This window comes from Pseudomonas nabeulensis (genome assembly GCF_004682045.1).
GTDB classification, from domain to species: Bacteria; Pseudomonadota; Gammaproteobacteria; order Pseudomonadales; family Pseudomonadaceae; genus Aquipseudomonas; species Aquipseudomonas nabeulensis.
On the sequence record NZ_QUZT01000054.1, the window covers coordinates 1 to 21514 of the forward strand.

Genomic DNA, 21514 nt, shown 5'->3' on the forward strand with positions numbered 1-21514 from the left:
AAACAACTCATTGTCGAAAACTGCGTAACTCATTGTTTACCAAGGAGTTTTCCGTTTCGACTGCGCCGGAAGTGGGGCGAATTATAGACAGTTACAATTCGCCGTCAACACTTATTTACTCGGATTTAAGCGTAATACGCGCAAACGCCTTTTTCCCTGCCTGGTACACATGCGTAGCGCCCAGTTCGCATATAAAGGTGCGATCAACAACCTCACCATCTACACGCACGCCGCCAGACCCAAGAAGGTCGCGAGCAACCGCAGAGTTCTTCACCAAACCGGCCTTATTAAGAACAGCAGCAATCGGCATCGCCTCGGCCGCAGCCAATTCAATCTCCGGCAAGTCATCCGGCAGCTCGCCGTCCTTCATACGATTGCCCGCAGCGCGGTGAGCGCTGGCCGCAGCCTCTTCACCATGGAAGCGCGCAACAATCTCTTCAGCCAGCTTAATCTTCACGTCACGCGGATTGGCGCCGGCCTCGACATCCGCACGCAGCGCATTGATTTCGTCCATCGAGCGGAAGCTCAACAGCTCGAAGTAACGCCACATCAATGCATCAGGAATGGAAACCAGCTTGCCGTACATGACACCCGGCGCCTCCTGGATCCCCACGTAGTTACCCAAAGACTTGGACATCTTCTTGACGCCATCCAACCCTTCCAGCAGAGGCATGGTCAGAATGCACTGGGCTTCTTGCCCATACGCACGCTGCAGCTCACGACCCATCAGCAGGTTGAACTTCTGATCAGTACCGCCCAGCTCAACATCCGCACGCAGAGCCACCGAGTCATAACCCTGAACCAATGGGTAGAGGAACTCGTGAATCGCGATTGGCTGATTGGTGGAGTAGCGCTTATCGAAGTCATCGCGCTCAAGCATACGAGCCACGGTGTACTGGGACGTCAGGCGAATAAAGTCCGCCGGCCCCATCTTATCCATCCAGGTGGAGTTAAACGCCACTTCGGTCTTGGCCGGATCGAGGATCTTGAACACCTGCGTCTTGTAGGTCTCAGCGTTATCGAGCACTTGCTCGCGAGTCAAAGGCGGACGCGTAGCACTTTTGCCGCTCGGATCACCGATCATCCCGGTGAAGTCACCTATAAGGAAGATGACCTGATGCCCCAACTCCTGGAACTGACGCAGCTTATTAATAAGCACGGTATGACCCAGGTGCAGATCCGGCGCCGTCGGATCAAAGCCGGCTTTAATACGTAGGGGTTGGCCACGCTTGAGCTTTTCGACCAGCTCCGCCTCGACCAACAATTCTTCCGCACCACGTTTTATCAGCGCTAGCTGCTCTTCAACCGACTTCATAACAGACCCGCAAGGCTCAGATTCAAAAGGGAACCAACCATACAAGATCAGGGACTAATTACAAGTTTTGCCCTGCGCACGGACACCGTTCAGCAAGCCCAGCGTTCGCGAGCTTGCACCACAGATGATTTGGTTATATTTTATACAGTTATTTCATCTTCATCATGTCATTCATCTTTTCCATTTCATCTTCAAAGTCAAAATTACTATGACCACAGAACCGTCTAAAGCGCCGCCGCTTTACCCGAAGACCCACTTGCTCGCCGCAAGTGGTATCGCCGCCCTTCTCAGCCTGGCACTCCTGGTATTCCCTTCCAGTGACGTAGAGGCCAAACGAACATCCCTGAGCCTTGACCTGGAAAGTCCAGTTGAACAACTGACACAAGATCAAGACGCTTCCGACGCGCAACAAGCCACAAATGCGCCAACCGAATCACCCTTCGCCCAGATAGAAAGCAGCCCCGAAGACACCCGGCAAGCAGCACAAGATCAATCTGCGCCTGCTGCCGACGTGGCCAAGAGCCCTCTGCACCGCGAAGTGATAGTGGCCAAGGGCGACACACTGTCGACACTGTTCGAAAAGGTCGGACTGCCCGCCACGACCGTTAACGATGTGCTGGCCAGTGACAAGCAAGCCAAACAATTCACTCAACTCAAGCATGGTCAAAAACTTGAGTTCGAATTCACCCCCGACGGCCAACTGAACAACCTGCACAGCAATCTCAACGATCTCGAGAGCATCACGCTGACCAAAGGCGCGAAGGGGTTCGCCTTCAACCGTGTCACCACCAAGCCGGTGATGCGTTCCGCCTATGCACACGGCGTGATCAACAGCTCCCTGTCGCAATCCGCAGCTCGCGCCGGCTTGTCCCACAGCATGACGATGGACATGGCCAGCGTGTTCGGCTACGACATCGACTTCGCCCAGGACATCCGTCAAGGCGACGAATTCGATGTGATCTACGAACAGAAAGTCGCCAACGGCAAAGTCGTCGGCACCGGCGCCATCCTGTCCGCTCGTTTCACCAACCGCGGCAAGACCTACACCGCCGTGCGCTACACCAACAAACAAGGCAACAGCAGCTACTACACCGCCGACGGCAATAGCATGCGTAAAGCCTTTATCCGCACCCCGGTCGATTTCGCGCGTATTAGCTCGCGTTTCTCCATGGGTCGCAAGCATCCAATTCTGAACAAAATCCGCGCCCACAAAGGCGTCGACTATGCAGCGCCTCGCGGTACGCCAATCAAGGCCGCCGGTGACGGCAAAGTCCTGTTGGCCGGGCGTCGCGGCGGCTACGGCAACACCGTGATCATCCAGCACGGCAACACCTACCGCACGCTGTATGGCCACATGCAAGGCTTCGCCAAAGGCGTGAAGACCGGCGGCACCGTGAAACAAGGCCAGGTCATCGGCTACATCGGCACCACCGGCCTGTCCACCGGCCCGCACTTGCACTATGAGTTCCAGGTGAATGGCGTACACGTCGACCCACTGGGTCAGAAACTGCCGATGGCCGACCCAATCGCCAAGGCCGAGCGTGCACGCTTCATGCAACAGAGCCAACCGCTGATGGCGCGCATGGATCAAGAGCGCACCACCCTGCTGGCTTCGGCGAAGCGTTAAGCCATGCCGCTCTATATAGGTGTGATGTCCGGTACCAGCCTCGATGGCCTGGACATCGCCCTGATCGAACAGAACCCGGCGATCAAGCTGATCGCCACTCACTACATCCCCATGCCAGAGACCCTGCGCACCGAACTGCTTGCCCTGTGCGCCAGCGGCCCCGATGAGATCGCCCGCTCGGCAATCGCCCAACACAACTGGGTCAGCCTTGCGGCACAAGGCATTCACGCCTTGCTTGCTCAACAAGACCTCAAGCCCCAGGACATCCGCGCGATTGGCAGCCACGGCCAGACCATCCGCCACGAACCTGCCCGGGGCTTCACTGTGCAGATCGGCAATCCAGCCCTGCTGACCGAGCTGACAGGCATCACCGTGGTCAGCGACTTCCGCAGCCGCGATGTTGCCGCCGGCGGTCAAGGCGCCCCCCTGGTTCCCGCCTTTCACGAAGCATTGTTTGGCGAAAGCACCGGTAACCGTGCCGTATTGAACGTCGGAGGTTTCAGCAACCTCAGCCTGATCGAGACCGGCAAGCCTGTCGCTGGATTCGACTGTGGCCCAGGCAATGTCCTGCTCGATGCCTGGATTCACCAACAACGCGGCGAACACTTTGATCGCGATGGCCAGTGGGCCGCCAGCGGCAGGGTTGAACCCCTGCTGCTCAACGCTTTACTCAGTGACCCGTTCTTCGAAACAAAAGGCCCAAAGAGCACCGGACGCGAAGTCTTTAACCTGCATTGGCTAACGCAACACCTTGGCCGCTTGCCAGCGTTCGCCCCGCAGGACATCCAGGCGACTCTGCTCGAATTAACCGCAAAGACTGTCATCGAGTCCCTGCAAACAGCCCAACCCCAGACTGAAACACTGCTGGTCTGCGGCGGCGGTGCGCACAACGCCGCGCTGATGCATCGCTTAGCGGCGCTGCTGCCAGCAACCCACGTCAGCAGCACCTCAACCTACGGCGTAGACCCCGACTGGGTCGAGGCCATGGCTTTCGCCTGGCTGGCCCATTGCTGCCTCGAAGGCATCGCCGCCAACCGCCCTAGCGTCACCGGCGCACGCGGGCTTCGGATATTGGGCGCGATCTACCCGGCTTAAGTCCCAGACAGCAAAACGCCGCTTGCCCTATCAAGGTCAAGCGGCGTTTTTGTACCTACAACCGATCAGATCGAGAACGAAGACCCGCAACCACAGGTGGTGGTGGCATTTGGGTTCTTGATCACGAAGCGCGAACCTTCCAGACCTTCCTGGTAATCCACCTCGGCACCCGCCAGGTATTGGAAACTCATCGGGTCCACGACCAGGCTCACGCCCTCGCGCTCGACGATGGTGTCGTCGTCGGCCACATCTTCATCGAAGGTAAAACCGTACTGAAACCCTGAACAACCGCCGCCCGTAACGAATACGCGCAGCTTCAAGCGATCATTACCCTCTTCATCGACCAGGCTCTTCACCTTGTGCGCAGCACCGTGGGTGAATTGCAAAGCCGTGGGGGTGAAGGATTCAACGCTCATGCTGATTATCTCCCGGCGTATCGCCGCCATATGCGTAATGGCGGGCATTATCCGCTTCTCCTAGAAAAGCGGTCAACTATTGTTACGGTATATCAATCTGCGCAGCGGCCATTAAAAACGCAAAAGGCCCGATCAACGGGCCTTTTACCTAGCCATCCAACAGCGTTAAGGCAGCATGCCCGCGTGGGACAGACCCAGCTTCTCATCCAGGCCAAACAGGATGTTCATATTCTGCACCGCCTGGCCCGACGCGCCCTTGACCAGGTTATCGATCACCGACAACACCACCACCAGATCGCCATCCTGCGGACGGTGCACCGCAATACGGCACACGTTGGCGCCACGCACACTGCGAGTTTCCGGGTGGCTACCGGCCGGCATCACGTCGACGAACGGTTCGTTGGCGTAGCGCTTTTCGAACAACGCTTGCAGGTCGACCGAACGGTCAACCACGGTGGCGTACAGCGTGGAGTGAATGCCACGGATCATCGGTGTCAGGTGCGGCACGAAGGTCAGACCGACGTCCTTACCGGCGGCACGACGCAGCCCTTGGCGGATTTCCGGCAAGTGACGATGCCCTTTTACGGCATAGGCCTTCATGCTTTCCGACGTCTCGGAGTACAGCGAACCGACTGCCGCGCCGCGACCGGCACCGCTGACACCCGACTTGCAGTCCGCGATCAGGCGCGAAGCATCTGCCAAGCCTGCTTCCAGCAATGGCAGGAAACCCAATTGAGTAGCCGTTGGATAGCAACCCGGCACGGCGATCAAACGCGCTTGCTTGATCTGCTCACGATTGACTTCCGGCAGGCCGTAGACCGCCTCCTCCAACAACTCCGGCGCACCGTGTGGTTGGCCGTACCACTTGGCCCATTCATCGGCATCTTGCAGGCGGAAGTCCGCCGACAGGTCGATGACCTTGGTGCCGGCGGCCAGCAACTCGCCGGCCAGCGCGTGGGCAACACCGTGAGGCGTGGCAAAGAACACCACATCGCAGGCACCCAGGGTCTTGATGTCCGGAACGCTGAATGCCAGGCCGTCGTAGTGGCCTCGCAGGTTCGGGTACATATCGGCCACGGCTAGCCCGGCCTCGGATCGGGAAGTGATGACCACCACCTCTGCTTGCGGATGCTGTGCCAACAGACGCAGCAATTCGACACCGGTGTAACCCGTGCCGCCGACGATACCGACCTTGACCATAAACCTGCCCTCAACGAACCCACTGGAAAGCCGTCGATAATAGGGGCCGTATCGTCCTGCGACAACCGTCAACGTGACGTACGGGCGCATGAGCCACTACTATCTCGGCTACCGTGAACCTGGGAATAACTAAAAATGCTTTATCTATGGGTCAAAGCCTTCCATATCATCAGCATCGTCTGCTGGTTTGCCGGGCTGTTCTACCTGCCGCGCCTGTTCGTCTACCACGCACAAAGCGAGGACACGGTCAGCAAGGAACGCTTCAGCATCATGGAGCGCAAGCTGTACCGCGGCATCATGGGGCCGGCGATGATTGCCGCGCTGATTTTCGGCGGCTGGCTGATCTACCTGAACCCGAGCATCTTTCAATCGGGCGGCTGGATCCACGCCAAGCTGACCCTGGTGGTGCTGCTGATCGGCTATCACCACATGTGCGGCGCGCAGGTAAAACGCTTCGCCCGTGGCGAAAACACCCGCAGCCATGTCTTTTATCGCTGGTTCAATGAAGTCCCGGTTCTGATATTGCTGGCTATCGTAATTTTGGTCGTGGTCAAACCGTTCTAACTTCAATCACACGGGGTACCTCCAATGTCGCTGCCCGCTTTGCTTGAACAACGTCTGCGCCTGCCTGTGGTGGCTGCGCCGATGTTCCTGATTTCCAACCCACAACTGGTCCTGGCGTGCTGTCGCAATGGGGTGGTCGGGAGTTTCCCGGCGCTCAACCAGCGCGAAAGCAGTGGCTTCAAGGCCTGGCTGGAAGAAATCGAAGCGGGCCTGGCGCAGCTGGACAACCCCGCGCCCTATGCTGTGAACCTGATCGTGCACAACAGCAACCCACGGCTTGAGGCCGACCTGGCGATTTGCGTCGAGCACAAGGTGCCTATCGTTATCACCAGCCTGGGGGCCGTCAAGGAATTGGTCGATGCCGTGCACAGCTACGGCGGACTGGTGTTTCATGACGTCACCACTCGGCGCCACGCCGAGAAAGCCGCCGAGGCGGGTGTAGACGGCTTGATCGCCGTGGCCGCCGGCGCCGGTGGCCATGCGGGTACGTGGAGCCCTTTCGCACTGATCGCCGAGATCCGCCAATTCTTCGACAAAACCCTGCTACTGGCCGGTTGCCTCAACCACGGGCACGAGATCCTTGCCGCCCAACTGCTGGGCGCCGACCTGGCCTACTTCGGCACACGGTTTATCGGCACCGCCGAAAGCCATGCCCCGGATGCGTATAAAGAGATGCTGCTCACATCGCGCGCCGCCGACATCGTGCACACTCCTGCTGTTTCCGGCGTGCCGGCCAGCTTTATGCGCCAAAGCCTGGAAAATGCCGGCTTCGACCTCGCCGCCCTGCAAGGCAAAGGCGAAGTCAACTTCGGTTCCAAGCTCAAGCCACTGAGCGACGAAGCCAAGGCCTGGAAGACTGTATGGTCCGCCGGCCAGGGTGTCGGCGAGATTGATGACTTGCCGAGCGTCGATGAACTCGTTGCCCGCCTGGATGCCGAATACCGCAAGGCACGCGAACAGGCGGTACACTTGCGCTGGCCACGCTGACCCCAACGCCAGGCCTGCCCTTTTAGCAGGCCTGCACCACCTCCCAGATTAAGTGACAAGGATGCCCGCATGAGCGACAGCCGTTTCAAGATTGTGTTTGATGGAGCCTTGCTCCCGGGGGTCGAAAGCACCACTGCCAAACTGAACCTCGCGGAACTGTTCAAGAGTGACGTCGAGGCGATCGAGAAGCTCTTTACCGGCCGCCCGGTCGCGCTTAAACGCGATCTGTCCCGTCCGGATGCCGAAACTTACCTGTCCGCACTGAAAAACGCCGGTGTGGACGCACGTATCGAAGCCGAACAACCCGTGGCTTTCAGCCTTGCCGAAACCCACGAAACCAGTTCCAACGCCGCCCAACCTGCGAGTTCCCCTTATGCACCCCCACGCTCGGTTGTCGGGGATGACCTGCCGGAGTATTCGACGCTCAACGTCTTCACGATCAACGGTCGTATCGGGCGCCTGCGCTACCTGGCCTGGACACTGGTATTGACCGTCGCGATGCTCGTCGCAGGCGGCATCATTGCCACAGCGGGCTTCGCAGTCGCCACTGCCTCGCCAACAGCCGGCATGATTCTCGGCTCACTGCTCGGTCTGGCGCTGTGCATTGCGATCGTCGTGGTCAGCGTGCAAATCGGCGTGCAACGCCTGCACGACCTGGGTTGGTCTGGCTGGCTGTATCTGCTGAACCTGGTTCCTCTGGTAAACAGCATTTTCCCACTGCTGTTGCTGGTACTGCCGGGCAACCCAGGTGCCAATCAATACGGCGCACCACCCCCGCGCAACTCCACTGCGGTAAAAGTGCTCGCTTCCCTGTGGCTGGCGTTTATTCCACTGATGCTCATTATCGTGGTTACCCTGGGCATGAACGGCTACCTGAATCAGCTCGAGGCCAACGTAGACAGCAGCTACGAAAGCAGCTCCCTCACCTCTGACGACGACACCGAGCAAAGCACGACCGTCTATGAAGACGACGCGCAAAGTGCTGACGAGGCGGCCGAACCTGTAGACTCTCCAGAACAGTAAAGAAACGTGCGCCGCCTGTGATGCCCCATCACAGGCGGCGGCGTTGCGATGGAGAAAGGCATGACCCGTTACGCTCTGATCACCGGTGCCTCCAGCGGCATTGGCTTGGCCATGGCCGAAGCACTGGCCCGCCGCGGCCGCAGCTTGATTCTGGTGGCCCGCCAGCGTGATCAGTTGGAAAGCATTGCAATCGAATTGACTCAACGCTTCGGCGTCGAGGTGCTTTTTCGTGCCTGCGACCTGGGCGAGCCGCTGCGCTTGTCCGGGTTCCTGCTGGAACTTGAAGAAGGCGAGCGGCAAATCGACCTGCTGGTCAATTGCGCCGGCATCGGCACCAGCGGGCCGTTCCTCGCTCAGGACTGGATGACTGAACAAGACCTGATCGAAGTCAACATCCTGGCCCTGACCCGCATGTGTCATGCCATTGGCAACACAATGGCCCTGCACGGCGGAGGGCAGATCCTGAACGTGGCATCCGTCGCGGCATTCCAGCCGGGCCCGTGGATGAGCAGCTACTACGCCAGCAAGGCCTATGTGCTGCACTTCTCCGAAGGTTTGCGCGAAGAATTGAAAAGCTGTGGCATCAAGGTCTCGGTACTCTGCCCTGGCCCGACGCGCACAGCGTTCTTCGGCACCGCCCAAATGGACACCGCCAAGCTCGCGCGCAGCGACAAGCTGATGAGCCCCGAGGAAGTGGCGCTCCACACCGTACGCGCCCTGGAAAAAAACAAAGCCATCATCATTCCCGGTCGCCGTAACCGCTGGATCACCTTCAGCCCGCGTTTCAGCCCACGCTGGCTGACCCGCAAGATCGCCGGTGCCATCAACAAGGCCTATTGCCCACGCTGAGCGCCTGAGTACACTCACCCTGCACTTTCATAATGGAGAAACAGCTGTGGATACTCTGTTCACCAAAATCATCAACCGGGAAATACCTGCGGATATCATCTACGAAGATGACCAGATTCTGGCCTTCAAGGACATCCACCCGGCAGCGCCCGTGCATTTTCTGGTCATTCCGAAGAAACATATCGCTACCCTCAATGACCTGACCGAAGAAGATAAAGCCCTGGCCGGCCATATCTTGTTCACGGCCCAGCGTTTGGCGCTGGAGCAAGGTTGTGAAGAGGGTTTCCGTTTGGTGATGAACTGCAATCCGAAAGGCGGCCAGACCGTTTATCACATCCATATGCATGTGCTGGGTCAGCGTCAGATGAACTGGCCGCCGGGCTGATGCCCTGGGGGCAAATTGACTCAGCGCAAACGCTTCACCTTCTCTTGCGGTAAACTGGCCGCCGAGATTCTTCCCGGAGGTCAGCATGACTACCCAACGTCACTACTCGCCAATTGACCGTCTGTTGCTGCAAGCCGATATGGCCATGCGCACGCTGCTGCCGTTCAGCGGCCAGCCGTATCGCCCCTCGCCCGCCATCGTGCAGCCCGAAGTACAGATGAACGAGACCGACACCCGCCACGTCGCCGGTTTGATGCGCATCAACCATACCGGTGAAGTCTGTGCCCAGGCGCTGTACCAAGGCCAGGCGCTGACCGCCAAGCTGCCGCAGGTGCGTGCGGCGATGGAGCATGCCGCCGAGGAAGAGATTGACCACCTGGCCTGGTGCGAACAACGCATCCGCCAACTGGGCAGCCACCCGAGCGTACTGAACCCACTGTTCTATGGTTTGTCGTTCGGTATTGGCGCGGCTGCCGGCCTGATCAGCGACAAGGTCAGCCTGGGGTTTGTCGCCGCCACCGAGCATCAAGTGTGCAAGCACCTGGATGAGCACTTGGAACAACTGCCGGCCGAGGACGAAAAGTCCCGGGCGATTCTTGAGCAGATGCGCATCGACGAGGAGCATCACGCCGAAAGTGCACTGGATGCCGGTGGTTTCCGCTTCCCGGCACCGGTGAGGTTCGGCATGAGCGTGCTGGCCAAGGTCATGACCAAAAGCACTTACCGCATCTAAAAAAAGGGCGCTTTGAAAGCGCCCTTTTTTTTGGCCAACGGTTTATCGATCAGCCCAACTCGATGATCTCGTAATCATGGGTGATGACCACACCGGCAGCGCCCAGCATGATCGACGCCGAGCAGTACTTCTCAGCCGACAGCTCGATGGCACGCTTGACCTGGGCTTCTTTCAGCGCCCGCCCCTTCACCACGAAATGCATGTGGATCTTGGTAAACACCTTCGGATCTTCTGTAGCGCGTTCGGCTTCGAGGAATGCCTCGCAGCTTTCGACCGCCTGGCGGGATTTTTTCAGGATGCTGACCACGTCGAAATTGCTGCAACCGCCTACACCAAGCAGGAGCATTTCCATCGGACGTACGCCCAGGTTACGGCCACCGGCTTCCGGCGGACCGTCCATGACCACAACATGGCCACTGCCCGACTCACCGAGGAACATGGCTTCGCCCGCCCATTGGATGCGTGCCTTCATCGCCTAGACTCCACTGCTAAAAAAGGGTCGCCAGCTTAGCACAGGGGCTGATCGCCACAGCGTTTCCCACATAAGCGGATCAACAAACGGTTTAAGCAACAAATGCGCTGATCGAGTCAGAATGCGTCTGGTAAGCTGACGCCAAATCAATGGCGTATTGCTACCATTCATATAACGTGTATCAATGCCGATACCGACACATATAAAAACTCCGACCCCTTCGCGCTGTTTCTTCGGGACACAACCATGGTTGCCCTTACTCCCACACCCAAGATCAAGAATCTCGACAAGTTGCTGATGCATTGCCAACGCCGGCGCTACCCGGCCAAGCACAACATCATCTGCGCCGGCGAGCGCTCTGAAACGCTGTACTTCATCATCAAAGGCTCGGTCACTATCCTGATCGAGGATGAAGATGGCCGCGAGATGATCATCGCCTACCTGAACACCGGGGATTTCTTTGGGGAGTTGGGGCTGTTCGAACAACCAGGCAAGGAGCAGGAACGCAGTGCCTGGGTACGCGCCAAGGTCGAGTGCGAAGTGGCCGAAATCAGTTACACCAAGTTCCGCGAACTGGCCCAGCACGATCCGGATATCCTCTATGCCCTGAGCGGCCAGATCGCCCAGCGCCTGCGGGACACCACGCGCAAGGTCGGCGACCTCGCATTCTTTGATGTGACCGGTCGTGTTGCCCGTTGCCTGCTGGAGCTGTGCAAGCAACCAGATGCGATGACTCATCCCGACGGCATGCAGATCAAGGTCACACGCCAGGAAATCGGGCGCATTGTCGGCTGTTCACGGGAAATGGTCGGTCGTGTGCTCAAGGACCTGGAAGAGCGCAACCTGGTCCACGTCAAAGGCAAGACGATGGTGGTGTTCGGAACACGTTAAACGGGCAGAAAGCTCGCCAGCATCTGACGGTACAAGGTGTCCAGCCGGCTGAGCGCATCCGGCACGGGGAAGGCTTCGTGCAGTGCGATATGACTTTCAGCACGAACGCGCTGATCAAGGCCGCACGCCTCATTGAAGCGATTGACCGCCGCGATCAGCGCTTCACGGTCGTTATCCAGCAACAAAGCACCGTGCACCAACCCCACCGGGCGGCCACCACTTTGGCGCCAGCGCTGGGCGGTGCCGACCATTTTGCGGCCGTTGAGATTGACGTTGTAGCGACCGTCGCAGAACGCGCCGTCGATTTCGCCGACAGAGGCGTCGCCGCCCAACTCGATCAACAAATCGCAGATCGGCTGGCATAACCGCAAGTAGCCGGTTTCGATACGGTTCTGGTCGCCTTCGCTGCGTGGGGGAGCGTAGACCAGCGCGATGTTGACCGTGGCACTTGATTGCGGCACGGGTTCACCGCCGGTTTCGCGCAATAACACAGGCCAACCCGCGGCGGCGGAGATTTGGCTGGCGGTTTCGAATGCTGGAAGACGACTCAACCGGCGCGGCATGACCAAGGCTTGGTCGTTGGGTTGCCAGAACAGCAGGCCGTATTCCTGCTCACCGGCGCAGACAGCCGCCAACAAGGCTTGCTCGGCGGCAAGGCCAGTTTCAACAGTCATCCTTACTGGCTGAGTCATTGAACACCTACCTATCTGAATGTACACAAAACCAAATGTGGGAGGGGGCTTGCCCCCGATTGCAGTGGATCAGTCAACACAACTGCTGCTGATACACCGCTATCGGGGGCAAGCCCCCTCCCACATTTTGACCCTATTTCAAATACTGACCGTGTTTCAGTCAGTCTAATGTCGAACCGCTGACTGCCACGCCACGCTCCGGGAAGAACAGGCGCTGCAACTCCGCGCCCGGGTTCTCCGCCCGCATAAACGTCTCGCCCACCAGGAACGAATACACCCCACTGATTTCCATCAGTTCCACATCGGCGCGGTTGACGATGCCACTCTCGGTAATCACCAAGCGGTCACGCGGAATACGCGGCAGCAGGTCGAGGGTGTTTTCCAGGCTGACTTCGAACGTGTGCAGGTTGCGGTTGTTGACCCCGACCAGCGGCGTGTCGAGGGTTTTCAGTGCACGCTCCAGCTCATCGCCGTCGTGCACTTCCACCAACACGTCCAGGCCAACGCTTTTGGCCACGGCCGCCAGCTCGGCCATCTTCACGTCATCCAGTGCGGAGACGATCAGCAACACGCAATCGGCGCCCAGGGCGCGGGCTTCGACGATCTGATACGGGTCGACCATGAAGTCCTTGCGGATCACCGGCAACTTGCACGCGGCGCGGGCTTGTTGCAGGAACAGGTCGGAGCCCTGGAAGTAGTCGATATCGGTCAATACGGAGAGACAAGTCGCGCCGCCCTTTTCATAACTGACGGCAATGTCCGCTGGCACGAAGTTCTCGCGGATCACACCTTTGCTCGGCGAAGCTTTCTTCACCTCAGCGATCACCGCCGGCTGCTTGAGCTTGGCCTGGGCGATCAGGGCATTGGCGAAGCCACGCGGGGCGTCGGCAAGCTTCGCCTGGCTTTCCAACTCGGCGAGGCTGACCCGGGTGCGGCGTTCAGCGACTTCTTCGGCCTTGCGGGCCAGGATCTTTTCCAGAACGGTCGGCACACTCATCCTTCATTCTCCATCTTGAATACGGCGGTGAATGCTCCCAGCTCTTCGAGCTTTTCGCGAGCCAGACCGGTGTGCAGCGCATCGTGGGCCAATTCGACACCTTCCTTCAGACTATAGGCATGATCGGCTGCGTAAAGTGCCGCACCAGCATTCAGAACAATCATTTCTGCTGCTTTTTGGCCGTTCTCGGTCTTGCGACGGCCCAGGGCATCACGGATCAGTTCAAGGGAGGCCGCAGGACTTTCGACCGCCAGGCCGTGCAGGCTCTGGCTCTTCATGCCCAAATCTTCCGGTTCGACCCAATACTCGGTGACCTGATCGTTTTTCAGCTCCGCCACAAAGGTCGGCGCGGCAAGGCTGAATTCATCCAGGCCGTCTTTGGAATGCACCACCAGCACATGCTTGCTGCCCAAACGTTGCAGCACTTCGGCCAACGGTCGGCACAGCGCCTGGCTGAACACGCCGACCACCTGGTGTTTCACACCGGCCGGATTCGTAAGCGGGCCGAGCATGTTGAACAGGGTACGCAGGCCCAGGTCTTTACGCGGGCCGGCGGCGTACTTCATGGCGCTGTGGTGGGTTTGTGCAAACATGAAGCCGATGCCGACGTTGTCGATGCAACGCGCCACTTGTACCGGCGTCAGGTTCAGGTAGATGCCAGCCGCTTCCAGCAAGTCGGCGCTGCCGCTCTTGCCGGACACCGCGCGGTTGCCGTGCTTGGCTACGGTGCAACCCGCCGCCGCGACAACAAAGGAAGAAGCCGTCGACACGTTGAAGATGTTCGCACCGTCACCGCCGGTGCCCACCACATCCACCACGCCGTCGAGGGTCTTGAGCTCGACCTTGTCCGCCAGCTCACGCATCACTGAGACGGCACCGACGATTTCGTCGATGCTCTCGCTCTTCATGCGCATGGCCATCATGAACGCGCCGATCTGCGCGTCGGTGCATTGACCGGTCATGATCTCGCGCATCACATCGCTCATTTCAGCGGTGCTCAGGTCCAGGTGGCCGACGATACGGCTCAGGGCAGTCTTGATATCCATGGAAAGTCCTTAGCGCGTGCCGCCGCTCTGCTTGAGAAAGTTAGCGAACAGCTCGTAGCCCTGCTCGGTCAGGATCGATTCAGGGTGGAATTGCACCCCTTCGATATTCAGTGTCTTGTGGCGCAGGCCCATGATCTCATCGACCGAGCCGTCTTCCAGCTGAGTCCAGGCGGTCAACTCCAGGCATTCCGGCAAGGTTTCACGCTTGACCACCAGCGAGTGGTAGCGGGTCACCGTCACCGGCAGGTTCAGGCCCTCGAACACGCCCACGTTGTGATGGAACACCGGGCTGGTCTTGCCGTGCATCACTTGGCGCGCACGCACCACGTCACCGCCAAAGGCCTGGCCGATGGACTGGTGGCCCAGGCACACGCCCAGGATCGGCAGCTTGCCGGCGAAATATTGGATCGCTTCGAGGGAGATACCCGCCTCGGTCGGCGTGCAGGGCCCTGGCGAAACCACGATGCGTTCCGGGTTCAGGGCAGCGATTTCGGCCACGGTCATTTCATCGTTGCGCACCACCTTGACCTCGGCACCCAGCTCGCCCAGGTACTGCACAACGTTGTAGGTAAAGGAATCGTAGTTATCAATCATCAGCAACATGGGGGAAACCTCAGGAATTGGGGGTCTGTTCAGCCAGCGCAACGGCGCGGAACATCGCGCGGCGCTTGTTCAGGGTTTCTTCCCATTCGAGGGCCGGCACCGAGTCGGCGACGATCCCGCCACCGGCCTGCACGTGCAGCTCCCCGTCCTTGATCACGGCGGTGCGGATTGCAATCGCCGTGTCCATGTTGCCGTTCCAGGCGAAATACCCCACGGCGCCGCCGTAGACACCACGCTTGACCGGCTCCAGCTCGTCGATGATTTCCATCGCACGGATCTTCGGCGCGCCCGACAAGGTGCCCGCCGGCAGAATCGCCCGCAGTGCGTCCATCGCGGTCAGGCCAGCTTTCAGCTCGCCGGTGACGTTGGACACGATGTGCATCACGTTGGAGTAACGCTCAATGACCATCTTCTCGGTGAGTTTCACCGAACCGATTTCCGAGACGCGTCCGGTGTCATTACGACCCAGGTCGATCAGCATCAAGTGCTCGGCGATTTCCTTGTCGTCACTGAGCAGGTCTTGTTCCAGCGCCAGATCTTCTTCTTCGGTCGCGCCACGTGGGCGAGTCCCGGCAATCGGGCGCACGGTGATCAGATTGTCTTCTACCCGCACCAGCACTTCCGGTGAACTGCCCACCACGTGGAAGTCGCCAAAGTTGAAGAAGTACATGTACGGCGTCGGGTTGAAGCAGCGCAGCGCACGGTACAGATCGATCGGCGCAGCCTTGAAGTCGATGGACATCCGCTGCGACGGCACCACCTGCATGCAGTCACCGGCGAGGATGTATTCCTTGATGGTGTCGACGGCGCGCTCGTAGTCATCCTGGGTAAAGCTTGAACGAAAGATCGGGTCGGCGGCCGGTGGACGGCTAAGGTCCAGGCCGCGACGCGGGGTGATCGGCTGGCGCAGTTTTTCCAGCAAGGCCTGGAGGCTGGCCTGGCCTTGCTCGAACGCGTCCGCCCGGGACGGGTCGGCGAGGACAATCGCGTGCATCTTGCCGGCGAGGTTGTCGAAGACGACGACCGCATCGGAGACCATCAGCAGAATGTCCGGCACGCCCAGCGGGTCCGGGTTCGGGCATTTGCCCAAGCGTTTTTCCACATAGCGCACGCAGTCGTAGCCGAAATACCCCACCAGGCCACCGTTGAAGCGCGGCAGGCCAGGAATGGTCGGCACGTTGTAGCGCGCCTTGAAGGTTTCGACAAAGGCCAGCGGGTCTTCTACGTCGTGGCTTTCGATCTCGACGCCGTCATGGGTGATGCTCACGTGGTGGTCGTGAACCCGCATGACGGTGCGGCACGGCAGGCCGATGATCGAATAACGGCCCCATTTCTCGCCGCCCTGTACCGACTCCAACAGGTAGGAGTTGGGCTCGTCAGCCAGTTTCAGATAGATCGACAGCGGCGTGTCGAAGTCGGCCAGGGTTTCGCAGGCCAGGGGAATACGGTTATAGCCGGCAGCGGCCAAACGCAGGAATTCTTCGCGGATCATGTGTGCCTCGTGGCTTGAGGGTCTAACAGTCAGGTATGCAAACGTGCCGCAGCGCGGCCAGGATCAGTCAGGCGCGCCAACGCCAGCGGGCCAGGGCCTTGATGACTTTCATCCAGAGTTTGCGAGTGACCACCACGATGGAATTTCCAGAAGGGGACGGATCGGTGTCGGGCAACGTTATCTCAGCGCCCGTTCCCAAGCAACCGGGGATTAACAACCGCAGGTCATCAATCACCAGCGCCGGCGACTCTTCGGCGATGGGACGGCCATGGTTATAGCCGTAACTCAAGGCCACACACTGCACGCCAGCGGCCTTGGCGGCCTGCACGTCACTGCGTGAATCGCCGATAAACAACGACTGCGAAGCCGGGATATTGGCCATTTTCATCACGAAAAACAGCGCCGCCGGGTCAGGTTTTTTCTGCGGCAGGGTATCGCCGCCGATGATCCAGCGGAAATACCGGCCGATTTTCATCTGGTCCAACAGCGGCGCGACGAAGCGCTCCGGCTTGTTGGTGATCAGGGCCATTTCCACGCCCTGCTTGCTCAGCCACTTGAGGGTGTCGCGCACGCCAGGGTAGACCACGGTCAGTTCGTGGCCGTCTTCATAGGCGGCGTTGAACAGTTCCAGGGCGTGTTCGGCCTCCACTTCATCGACACCCTCAGCGTCGATGTTGTTGGCCAGGGCCCGGCGCACCAGCATGTGCACGCCGTTACCCACCCACTCACGCACCGCTTCGATCCCCGCCGGCTTGCGCCCCAGCTTGAGCAGCATCTCGTCCACCGCCGCCGCCAGGTCGGGCACCGAGTCGATCAAGGTACCGTCCAGATCGAACATCACCAGCCGTGGCAATTTGCCGGGGAACAGCTGCTCAAAGCCACTCATGGACGTGCCAGCGCCAGCTCGGCGCGCATCTTGTCGATGACGTCCTGGTAGTTCGGCGCGTTGAAGATGGCCGAGCCTGCCACAAAGGTGTCGGCGCCAGCCGCGGCGATTTCACGGATGTTGTTGACGTTGACCCCACCGTCGATTTCCAAACGGATATCACGGCCCGAGGCATCGATCAGCGCACGGGCTTCACGCAGCTTGTTCAGCGTGCCGGGAATGAACTTCTGCCCGCCGAAGCCTGGGTTGACGCTCATCAGCAAGATCATGTCGACCTTGTCCATCACGTACTCGAGCACGCTCAACGGAGTGGCCGGGTTGAACACCAGGCCCGCCTTGCAGCCGCCTTCGCGGATCAGTTGCAGGGTACGATCCACGTGCAGCGTGGCTTCCGGGTGGAAGGTGATGTAGGTCGCGCCGGCTTCGATGAAGTCACCGACGATGCGGTCAACCGGGCTGACCATCAGGTGCGCATCGATCGGCGCAGTGATGCCGTACTTGCGCAATGCCGCACACACCATCGGACCGATGGTCAGGTTGGGCACGTAGTGGTTGTCCATGACATCGAAGTGCACGAAGTCGGCACCGGCGGCCAACACCTTGTCCACTTCTTCACCCAGGCGGGCGAAGTCGGCGGAGAGAATCGATGGAGCAATGACGAAGGGCTGCATGACGCACCTTTTTTGAGCTAAATCACGATGGCGCGCATTGTATACCGCATGCTTTGCTGCGCGCACCGTGACCTAGCTCAATGGCTAGTACGCGGCCCGGTAGATTTTCTCGATATCCGTCGCGCTGAGCTTGCGCGGGTTGTTGCGCATCAGGCGCTCGATGCCCGCCGCTTCCGTGGCCATGGCCGGGATGGCGTCCTCGGGAACCCCGAAGCTGCGCAGGCCCACTGGAATCTCGACTGCGGCGCACAGTCGCGTCATGGCCTCCACGGCACGGTCGGCGGCATCGACTGCACTCAGCCCGGTGACATTAACCCCCATGGCCTGTGCAATGTCTTGCATACGCTCAACGCACGCCAGCTTGTTCCAGTGCATCACATAGGGCAGCAACAGCGCATTGCTCACCCCATGGGCGATATTGAAGCGCCCACCCAGCGGGTACGCCAACGCATGCACCGCGCCGACTCCGGCATTGCCGAAGGCCATGCCGGCCATCAGGCTGGCGGTGGCCATGTCGTCACGGGCTTGCAGGTTGGCCGGGTTGGCGTAGGCCTTGGGCAGCGCGTTGGCGATCAGCTTGATTGCGCCAATGGCCAAGGCGTCGGTGATTGGCGAGGCATTCAGCGACAGGTAGGACTCAATGGCATGCACCAGCGCATCCACGCCGCTGGCAGCGGTGACACTGCGCGGGCAGGTCAGGGTCATTTGCGGGCTGATCAGCGCCACATCCGGCAGCAGATAGTCGCTGACGATACCTTTTTTCAGCTGCGCGACCTTGTCGGAGAGGATCGCCACATTGGTCACTTCCGAACCGGTGCCGGCGGTGGTGGGGATGGCGATCAGCGGCGGGCCCTTGCGCGGCACCTGGTCGACACCGAACAAATCCGCGAGGGCGCCGTGGTAACCGGCATAGGCCGCCACGCTCTTGGCGATATCGATAGCACTGCCGCCGCCCACGCCTATCAGGCCATCATGCCCGCCCTCGCGGTAGACGCGCATGCAGTCTTCAACGATGGCGATTTCCGGATCGGGCAGGACGCGGTCGAAAATCTCATAGGTGCGTCCACCCAAATGCTCGAGCGCCAGCGCCACAGTGCCGGACTTGACCAGGGCAGCGTCGGTGACGATCAGTGGGTTATCCACATCCAGGCGGGTGAGTTCGGCGGCCAGTTGTTCGATGGCGCCTTGGCCGGTCAGCAGTTTGTGGGCGATCTTGAATGAGGAAGTACTCATGTGCGCGGCCTCTTGTTAGGTGATGGGCTGGCACAAGAGTAGCTTCCTGTAGCGTGTTGTCAGCCATTCAGCCTCTGAATACACACAAAACCATGTGGGAGGGGGCTTGCCCCCGATGGCAGTGGGTCAGTCAATGGATATTTGGCTGATACACCGCTATCGGGGGCAAGCCCGCTCCCACATTTTGACCTCCAACAGGCTTTAGACCTGGGCGGTGCGCAGTTTTTCACTACGGCCACGCAGCCATTCCAGGGTCAGCAACAAGAGCACCGAGAACGCAATCAACAACGTCGCGGCAGCGGCGATGGTTGGGCTGAGGTTTTCGCGAATGCCGCTGAACATCTGGCGCGGCAACGTCGCTTGCTCAGGCCCGGCGAGAAACAGCGTCACCACCACCTCATCGAACGACGTGGCAAAGGCAAACAACGCCCCGGAAATCACCCCCGGCGCAATCAGCGGCAAGGTCACCCGGCGAAATGCCGTCAGTGGCGAAGCCCCAAGGCTGGCCGCCGCCCGCACCAGGTTGTGGTTAAACCCCTGCAAGGTGGCCGACACGGTGATGATCACAAACGGCACACCCAGCACCGCATGCACCACGATCAGCGAGAAGAAGCTGTTGCCCAGCCCCAACGGCGCAAAGAACAGGTAACTGGCCACGCCAATGATCACCACCGGCACCACCATCGGCGAAATCACCAAGGCCATCACCAGCGCCTTGCCGGGGAAATCGGCGCGGGTCAGGCCAATCGCCGCCAGGGTGCCAAACACCATGGCCAGCAGCGTGGCTGCCGGGGCGACGATGATGCTGTTCTTCAGGGCGCGCATCCATTCGGCGGAGGCAAAGAAATCCTGATACCAATGCAGCGAGAAGCCCTGCAACGGGTACACCAGGAAACTGCCGCTGTTAAACGACAGCGGGATGATCACCAGCACCGGCAGAATCAGGAACAGCAGGATCAAGCCGCAGAGAATCCGCAAGCTGTAGAACCACACCCGCTCAATGGGCGACATATAAGGGCTCAGCATCGCAAGGTCTCCTTAGCTCAGGCGCAGGCGGCTGGCGCCCACCAGCCGGTTATAGATCAGGTACAGCACCACGGTGGCCAGCAACAGCAAGCCGCCCAATGCCGTGGCCATGCCCCAGTTGATGCTGGTGTTGGTATAGAAGGCCACGAAGTAGCTGACCATCTGGTCGTTCGGGCTGCCCAGCAGCGCCGGGGTGATGTAGTAACCAATCGCCAGGATAAACACCAATAGGCAACCGGCCCCCACACCGGCGTAGGTCTGCGGGAAGTACACCCGCCAGAAACTGGTGAACGGGTGGCAGCCCAGGGAAATCGCGGCGCGCATATAGGTGGGCGAGATGCCTTTCATCACGCTGTAGATCGGCAGAATCATGAACGGCAGCAGGATATGCACCATGGAGATGTAGACCCCGGTACGGTTGAACACCAGTTCCAGCGGCTTATCGATCAAGCCCATGCCCATCAGTGCGCTGTTGATCAGGCCGCCGGATTGCAACAAAACGATCCACGCCGCCACCCGCACCAGGATCGAGGTCCAGAACGGCAGCAGCACCAAAATCATCAGCAGGTTGCTTTTGCGCGCTGGCAGGTTGGCCAACAGGTACGCCAACGGGTAGGCCAGCAACAGACAGACAAAGGTGATCACCAGGCCCATCCAGAACGTACGGGCAAAGATATCCAGGTAGATCGCCTGGTCCGGCGTGGCCGGCGCCACTTCGCCGAGGTCGTCGATGCGGTGATCGACGGCCGCCAGCAGATAGAACGGCGTCAGGCTGCTGGTATTGCGCCGGATCGCCTGCCAGTACGCGGGGTCGCCCCAGCGTTCGTCGAGGTTTTCCAGCGCTTCTTTATACGAGGCCGGCGCTTCGGTAAACGGCAGCGCCCGCGCGGTTTTGGTCAGCAGGCTGCGATAGCCGGCCAGTTCCATGTTCAAGCGTTTGGACAGGTCGCCCAGGGTCTGGTTTTTGCGGGCTTCACCCAAGTCCTCACTGAGGGCCTGGTACACCGGCTCGCCTGGCAGGCCACGCCCATCCCAGGCCGTCACCGCCACCACGGTACGCGGCAAGCCGCCCACCACTTCCGGGTTGCCGACGCTCTTGAACAGCAGCGCAACGATAGGCACCAGGAACACCAGCACCAGAAACAACACCAGCGGCGCAATCAAGGCCTGGGCCTTCCAGCGGTTGACCCGCTCGGCACGCGCCAGGCGCTGCTTGAGGGTGGGGCTATTGACCCCGTTCGAGGGAACGGCGATGGCCATGGCAAACTCCGGAAATCTGAAAAGTGACTACACGCCTACGCCGAGCTCTAA

General features: G+C 59.8%; 23 protein-coding genes. 9 read left to right on the forward strand and 14 right to left on the reverse strand.

Going from position 1 to position 21514, the window contains the following annotated elements; genetic code table 11:
• Positions 1-115 precede the first annotated feature (115 nt).
• Complete coding sequence (gene tyrS, locus DYL61_RS23330; RefSeq protein WP_135310282.1) at positions 116-1315, reverse strand: tyrosine--tRNA ligase; 1200 nt, start codon at positions 1313-1315, stop codon at positions 116-118.
• Between the two features lie 208 nt (positions 1316-1523).
• Between tyrS and DYL61_RS23340 the strand changes: the two genes are divergently transcribed.
• Positions 1524-2942, forward strand: coding sequence for a peptidoglycan DD-metalloendopeptidase family protein (locus DYL61_RS23340; protein ID WP_135310283.1), 1419 nt, complete (start codon positions 1524-1526; stop codon positions 2940-2942).
• A 3-nt stretch (positions 2943-2945) separates the two neighbouring features.
• Positions 2946-4037 carry an anhydro-N-acetylmuramic acid kinase gene (locus tag DYL61_RS23345; RefSeq protein WP_135310284.1) on the forward strand — a complete coding sequence of 364 codons (1092 nt, stop codon included), beginning with the start codon at positions 2946-2948 and terminating at the stop codon, positions 4035-4037.
• A 65-nt stretch (positions 4038-4102) separates the two neighbouring features.
• Here the strand turns inward: DYL61_RS23345 and erpA are convergent, their stop codons facing one another.
• Together erpA and argC are read right to left on the reverse strand one after the other, a co-directional pair.
• Positions 4103-4453, reverse strand: coding sequence for an iron-sulfur cluster insertion protein ErpA (gene erpA, locus DYL61_RS23350; protein ID WP_003176443.1), 351 nt, complete (start codon positions 4451-4453; stop codon positions 4103-4105).
• A gap of 165 nt (positions 4454-4618) precedes the next feature.
• Positions 4619-5653: an N-acetyl-gamma-glutamyl-phosphate reductase gene (argC, locus tag DYL61_RS23355; RefSeq protein ID WP_010206935.1), complete on the reverse strand. Its 1035-nt coding sequence runs from the start codon at positions 5651-5653 to the stop codon at positions 4619-4621.
• Between the two features lie 135 nt (positions 5654-5788).
• On the opposite strand from argC, the gene hemJ reads away from it, so the two are divergent.
• The 6 genes from hemJ to coq7 all read left to right on the forward strand — a co-directional run bounded on the left by hemJ (position 5789) and on the right by coq7 (position 10194).
• Entirely contained in the window at positions 5789-6217 is a 429-nt protein-coding gene (gene hemJ, locus DYL61_RS23360; protein WP_135310285.1) for a protoporphyrinogen oxidase HemJ, read from the forward strand.
• 24 nt (positions 6218-6241) lie between these two features.
• Positions 6242-7204 carry an NAD(P)H-dependent flavin oxidoreductase gene (locus tag DYL61_RS23365; protein WP_105698125.1) on the forward strand — a complete coding sequence of 321 codons (963 nt, stop codon included), beginning with the start codon at positions 6242-6244 and terminating at the stop codon, positions 7202-7204.
• A gap of 69 nt (positions 7205-7273) precedes the next feature.
• A complete protein-coding gene (locus DYL61_RS23370; protein ID WP_135310286.1) occupies positions 7274-8227 on the forward strand; it encodes a DUF805 domain-containing protein in 954 nt (317 codons plus the stop codon).
• 60 nt (positions 8228-8287) lie between these two features.
• Entirely contained in the window at positions 8288-9076 is a 789-nt protein-coding gene (locus DYL61_RS23375) for an SDR family NAD(P)-dependent oxidoreductase (protein ID WP_135310287.1), read from the forward strand.
• Positions 9077-9122: 46 nt separating this feature from the next.
• Positions 9123-9461, forward strand: a complete 339-nt coding sequence (locus tag DYL61_RS23380; protein WP_135310288.1) for a histidine triad nucleotide-binding protein — start codon at positions 9123-9125, stop codon at positions 9459-9461.
• A gap of 85 nt (positions 9462-9546) precedes the next feature.
• On the forward strand, positions 9547-10194 hold the full coding sequence (gene coq7, locus DYL61_RS23385; RefSeq protein ID WP_135310289.1) for a 2-polyprenyl-3-methyl-6-methoxy-1,4-benzoquinone monooxygenase: 648 nt from the start codon (positions 9547-9549) through the stop codon (positions 10192-10194).
• A gap of 49 nt (positions 10195-10243) precedes the next feature.
• Here coq7 and DYL61_RS23390 read toward each other — a convergent pair whose 3' ends face one another.
• Positions 10244-10666, reverse strand: a complete 423-nt coding sequence (locus tag DYL61_RS23390) for an OsmC family protein (RefSeq protein WP_003194686.1) — start codon at positions 10664-10666, stop codon at positions 10244-10246.
• A gap of 246 nt (positions 10667-10912) precedes the next feature.
• Between DYL61_RS23390 and crp the strand changes: the two genes are divergently transcribed.
• Positions 10913-11557 (forward strand): cAMP-activated global transcriptional regulator CRP, encoded by a 645-nt coding sequence (crp, locus tag DYL61_RS23395; protein ID WP_105698129.1) that lies wholly within the window; start codon positions 10913-10915, stop codon positions 11555-11557.
• On the opposite strand, the gene DYL61_RS23400 is transcribed toward crp, so the two are convergent.
• The 10 genes from DYL61_RS23400 to DYL61_RS23445 form a co-directional block, all read right to left on the reverse strand.
• Entirely contained in the window at positions 11554-12249 is a 696-nt protein-coding gene (locus DYL61_RS23400) for a lipoate--protein ligase family protein (RefSeq protein ID WP_135310290.1), read from the reverse strand. The genes crp and DYL61_RS23400 overlap by 4 nt on opposite strands.
• Positions 12250-12409: 160 nt before the next feature.
• Positions 12410-13246 carry an indole-3-glycerol phosphate synthase TrpC gene (trpC, locus tag DYL61_RS23405; RefSeq protein WP_135310291.1) on the reverse strand — a complete coding sequence of 279 codons (837 nt, stop codon included), beginning with the start codon at positions 13244-13246 and terminating at the stop codon, positions 12410-12412.
• Positions 13243-14292, reverse strand: coding sequence for an anthranilate phosphoribosyltransferase (trpD, locus tag DYL61_RS23410; protein ID WP_105698132.1), 1050 nt, complete (start codon positions 14290-14292; stop codon positions 13243-13245). The genes trpC and trpD overlap by 4 nt, the downstream gene beginning before the upstream one ends.
• Before the next feature lie 9 nt (positions 14293-14301).
• Positions 14302-14895, reverse strand: coding sequence for an aminodeoxychorismate/anthranilate synthase component II (locus tag DYL61_RS23415; RefSeq protein ID WP_135310292.1), 594 nt, complete (start codon positions 14893-14895; stop codon positions 14302-14304).
• Between the two features lie 10 nt (positions 14896-14905).
• On the reverse strand, positions 14906-16387 hold the full coding sequence (gene trpE, locus DYL61_RS23420) for an anthranilate synthase component I (protein WP_135310293.1): 1482 nt from the start codon (positions 16385-16387) through the stop codon (positions 14906-14908).
• A 67-nt stretch (positions 16388-16454) separates the two neighbouring features.
• Positions 16455-17273, reverse strand: a complete 819-nt coding sequence (locus tag DYL61_RS23425) for a phosphoglycolate phosphatase (protein WP_135310294.1) — start codon at positions 17271-17273, stop codon at positions 16455-16457.
• Complete coding sequence (gene rpe, locus DYL61_RS23430) at positions 17270-17944, reverse strand: ribulose-phosphate 3-epimerase (RefSeq protein ID WP_105698136.1); 675 nt, start codon at positions 17942-17944, stop codon at positions 17270-17272. Before rpe ends, DYL61_RS23425 begins: the two co-directional genes overlap by 4 nt.
• Before the next feature lie 84 nt (positions 17945-18028).
• Positions 18029-19177, reverse strand: coding sequence for an iron-containing alcohol dehydrogenase (locus DYL61_RS23435; RefSeq protein WP_135310295.1), 1149 nt, complete (start codon positions 19175-19177; stop codon positions 18029-18031).
• 201 nt (positions 19178-19378) lie between these two features.
• Positions 19379-20203: an ABC transporter permease gene (locus tag DYL61_RS23440; RefSeq protein ID WP_135310296.1), complete on the reverse strand. Its 825-nt coding sequence runs from the start codon at positions 20201-20203 to the stop codon at positions 19379-19381.
• A gap of 12 nt (positions 20204-20215) precedes the next feature.
• A complete protein-coding gene (locus DYL61_RS23445; RefSeq protein WP_135310297.1) occupies positions 20216-21463 on the reverse strand; it encodes an ABC transporter permease in 1248 nt (415 codons plus the stop codon).
• Positions 21464-21514: the final 51 nt, after the last annotated feature.

Coding starts and splice junctions, on each gene's coding strand:
- tyrS (WP_135310282.1), bottom strand. CDS start 1,315: ATGAAGTCGGTTGAAGAGCAGCTAGCGCTGATAAAACGTGGTGCGGAA.
- DYL61_RS23340 (WP_135310283.1), top strand. CDS start 1,524: ATGACCACAGAACCGTCTAAAGCGCCGCCGCTTTACCCGAAGACCCAC.
- DYL61_RS23345 (WP_135310284.1), top strand. CDS start 2,946: ATGCCGCTCTATATAGGTGTGATGTCCGGTACCAGCCTCGATGGCCTG.
- erpA (WP_003176443.1), bottom strand. CDS start 4,453: ATGAGCGTTGAATCCTTCACCCCCACGGCTTTGCAATTCACCCACGGT.
- argC (WP_010206935.1), bottom strand. CDS start 5,653: ATGGTCAAGGTCGGTATCGTCGGCGGCACGGGTTACACCGGTGTCGAA.
- hemJ (WP_135310285.1), top strand. CDS start 5,789: ATGCTTTATCTATGGGTCAAAGCCTTCCATATCATCAGCATCGTCTGC.
- DYL61_RS23365 (WP_105698125.1), top strand. CDS start 6,242: ATGTCGCTGCCCGCTTTGCTTGAACAACGTCTGCGCCTGCCTGTGGTG.
- DYL61_RS23370 (WP_135310286.1), top strand. CDS start 7,274: ATGAGCGACAGCCGTTTCAAGATTGTGTTTGATGGAGCCTTGCTCCCG.
- DYL61_RS23375 (WP_135310287.1), top strand. CDS start 8,288: ATGACCCGTTACGCTCTGATCACCGGTGCCTCCAGCGGCATTGGCTTG.
- coq7 (WP_135310289.1), top strand. CDS start 9,547: ATGACTACCCAACGTCACTACTCGCCAATTGACCGTCTGTTGCTGCAA.
- DYL61_RS23390 (WP_003194686.1), bottom strand. CDS start 10,666: ATGAAGGCACGCATCCAATGGGCGGGCGAAGCCATGTTCCTCGGTGAG.
- crp (WP_105698129.1), top strand. CDS start 10,913: ATGGTTGCCCTTACTCCCACACCCAAGATCAAGAATCTCGACAAGTTG.
- DYL61_RS23400 (WP_135310290.1), bottom strand. CDS start 12,249: ATGACTCAGCCAGTAAGGATGACTGTTGAAACTGGCCTTGCCGCCGAG.
- trpC (WP_135310291.1), bottom strand. CDS start 13,246: ATGAGTGTGCCGACCGTTCTGGAAAAGATCCTGGCCCGCAAGGCCGAA.
- trpD (WP_105698132.1), bottom strand. CDS start 14,292: ATGGATATCAAGACTGCCCTGAGCCGTATCGTCGGCCACCTGGACCTG.
- DYL61_RS23415 (WP_135310292.1), bottom strand. CDS start 14,895: ATGTTGCTGATGATTGATAACTACGATTCCTTTACCTACAACGTTGTG.
- trpE (WP_135310293.1), bottom strand. CDS start 16,387: ATGATCCGCGAAGAATTCCTGCGTTTGGCCGCTGCCGGCTATAACCGT.
- DYL61_RS23425 (WP_135310294.1), bottom strand. CDS start 17,273: ATGAGTGGCTTTGAGCAGCTGTTCCCCGGCAAATTGCCACGGCTGGTG.
- rpe (WP_105698136.1), bottom strand. CDS start 17,944: ATGCAGCCCTTCGTCATTGCTCCATCGATTCTCTCCGCCGACTTCGCC.
- DYL61_RS23435 (WP_135310295.1), bottom strand. CDS start 19,177: ATGAGTACTTCCTCATTCAAGATCGCCCACAAACTGCTGACCGGCCAA.
- DYL61_RS23440 (WP_135310296.1), bottom strand. CDS start 20,203: ATGCTGAGCCCTTATATGTCGCCCATTGAGCGGGTGTGGTTCTACAGC.
- DYL61_RS23445 (WP_135310297.1), bottom strand. CDS start 21,463: ATGGCCATCGCCGTTCCCTCGAACGGGGTCAATAGCCCCACCCTCAAG.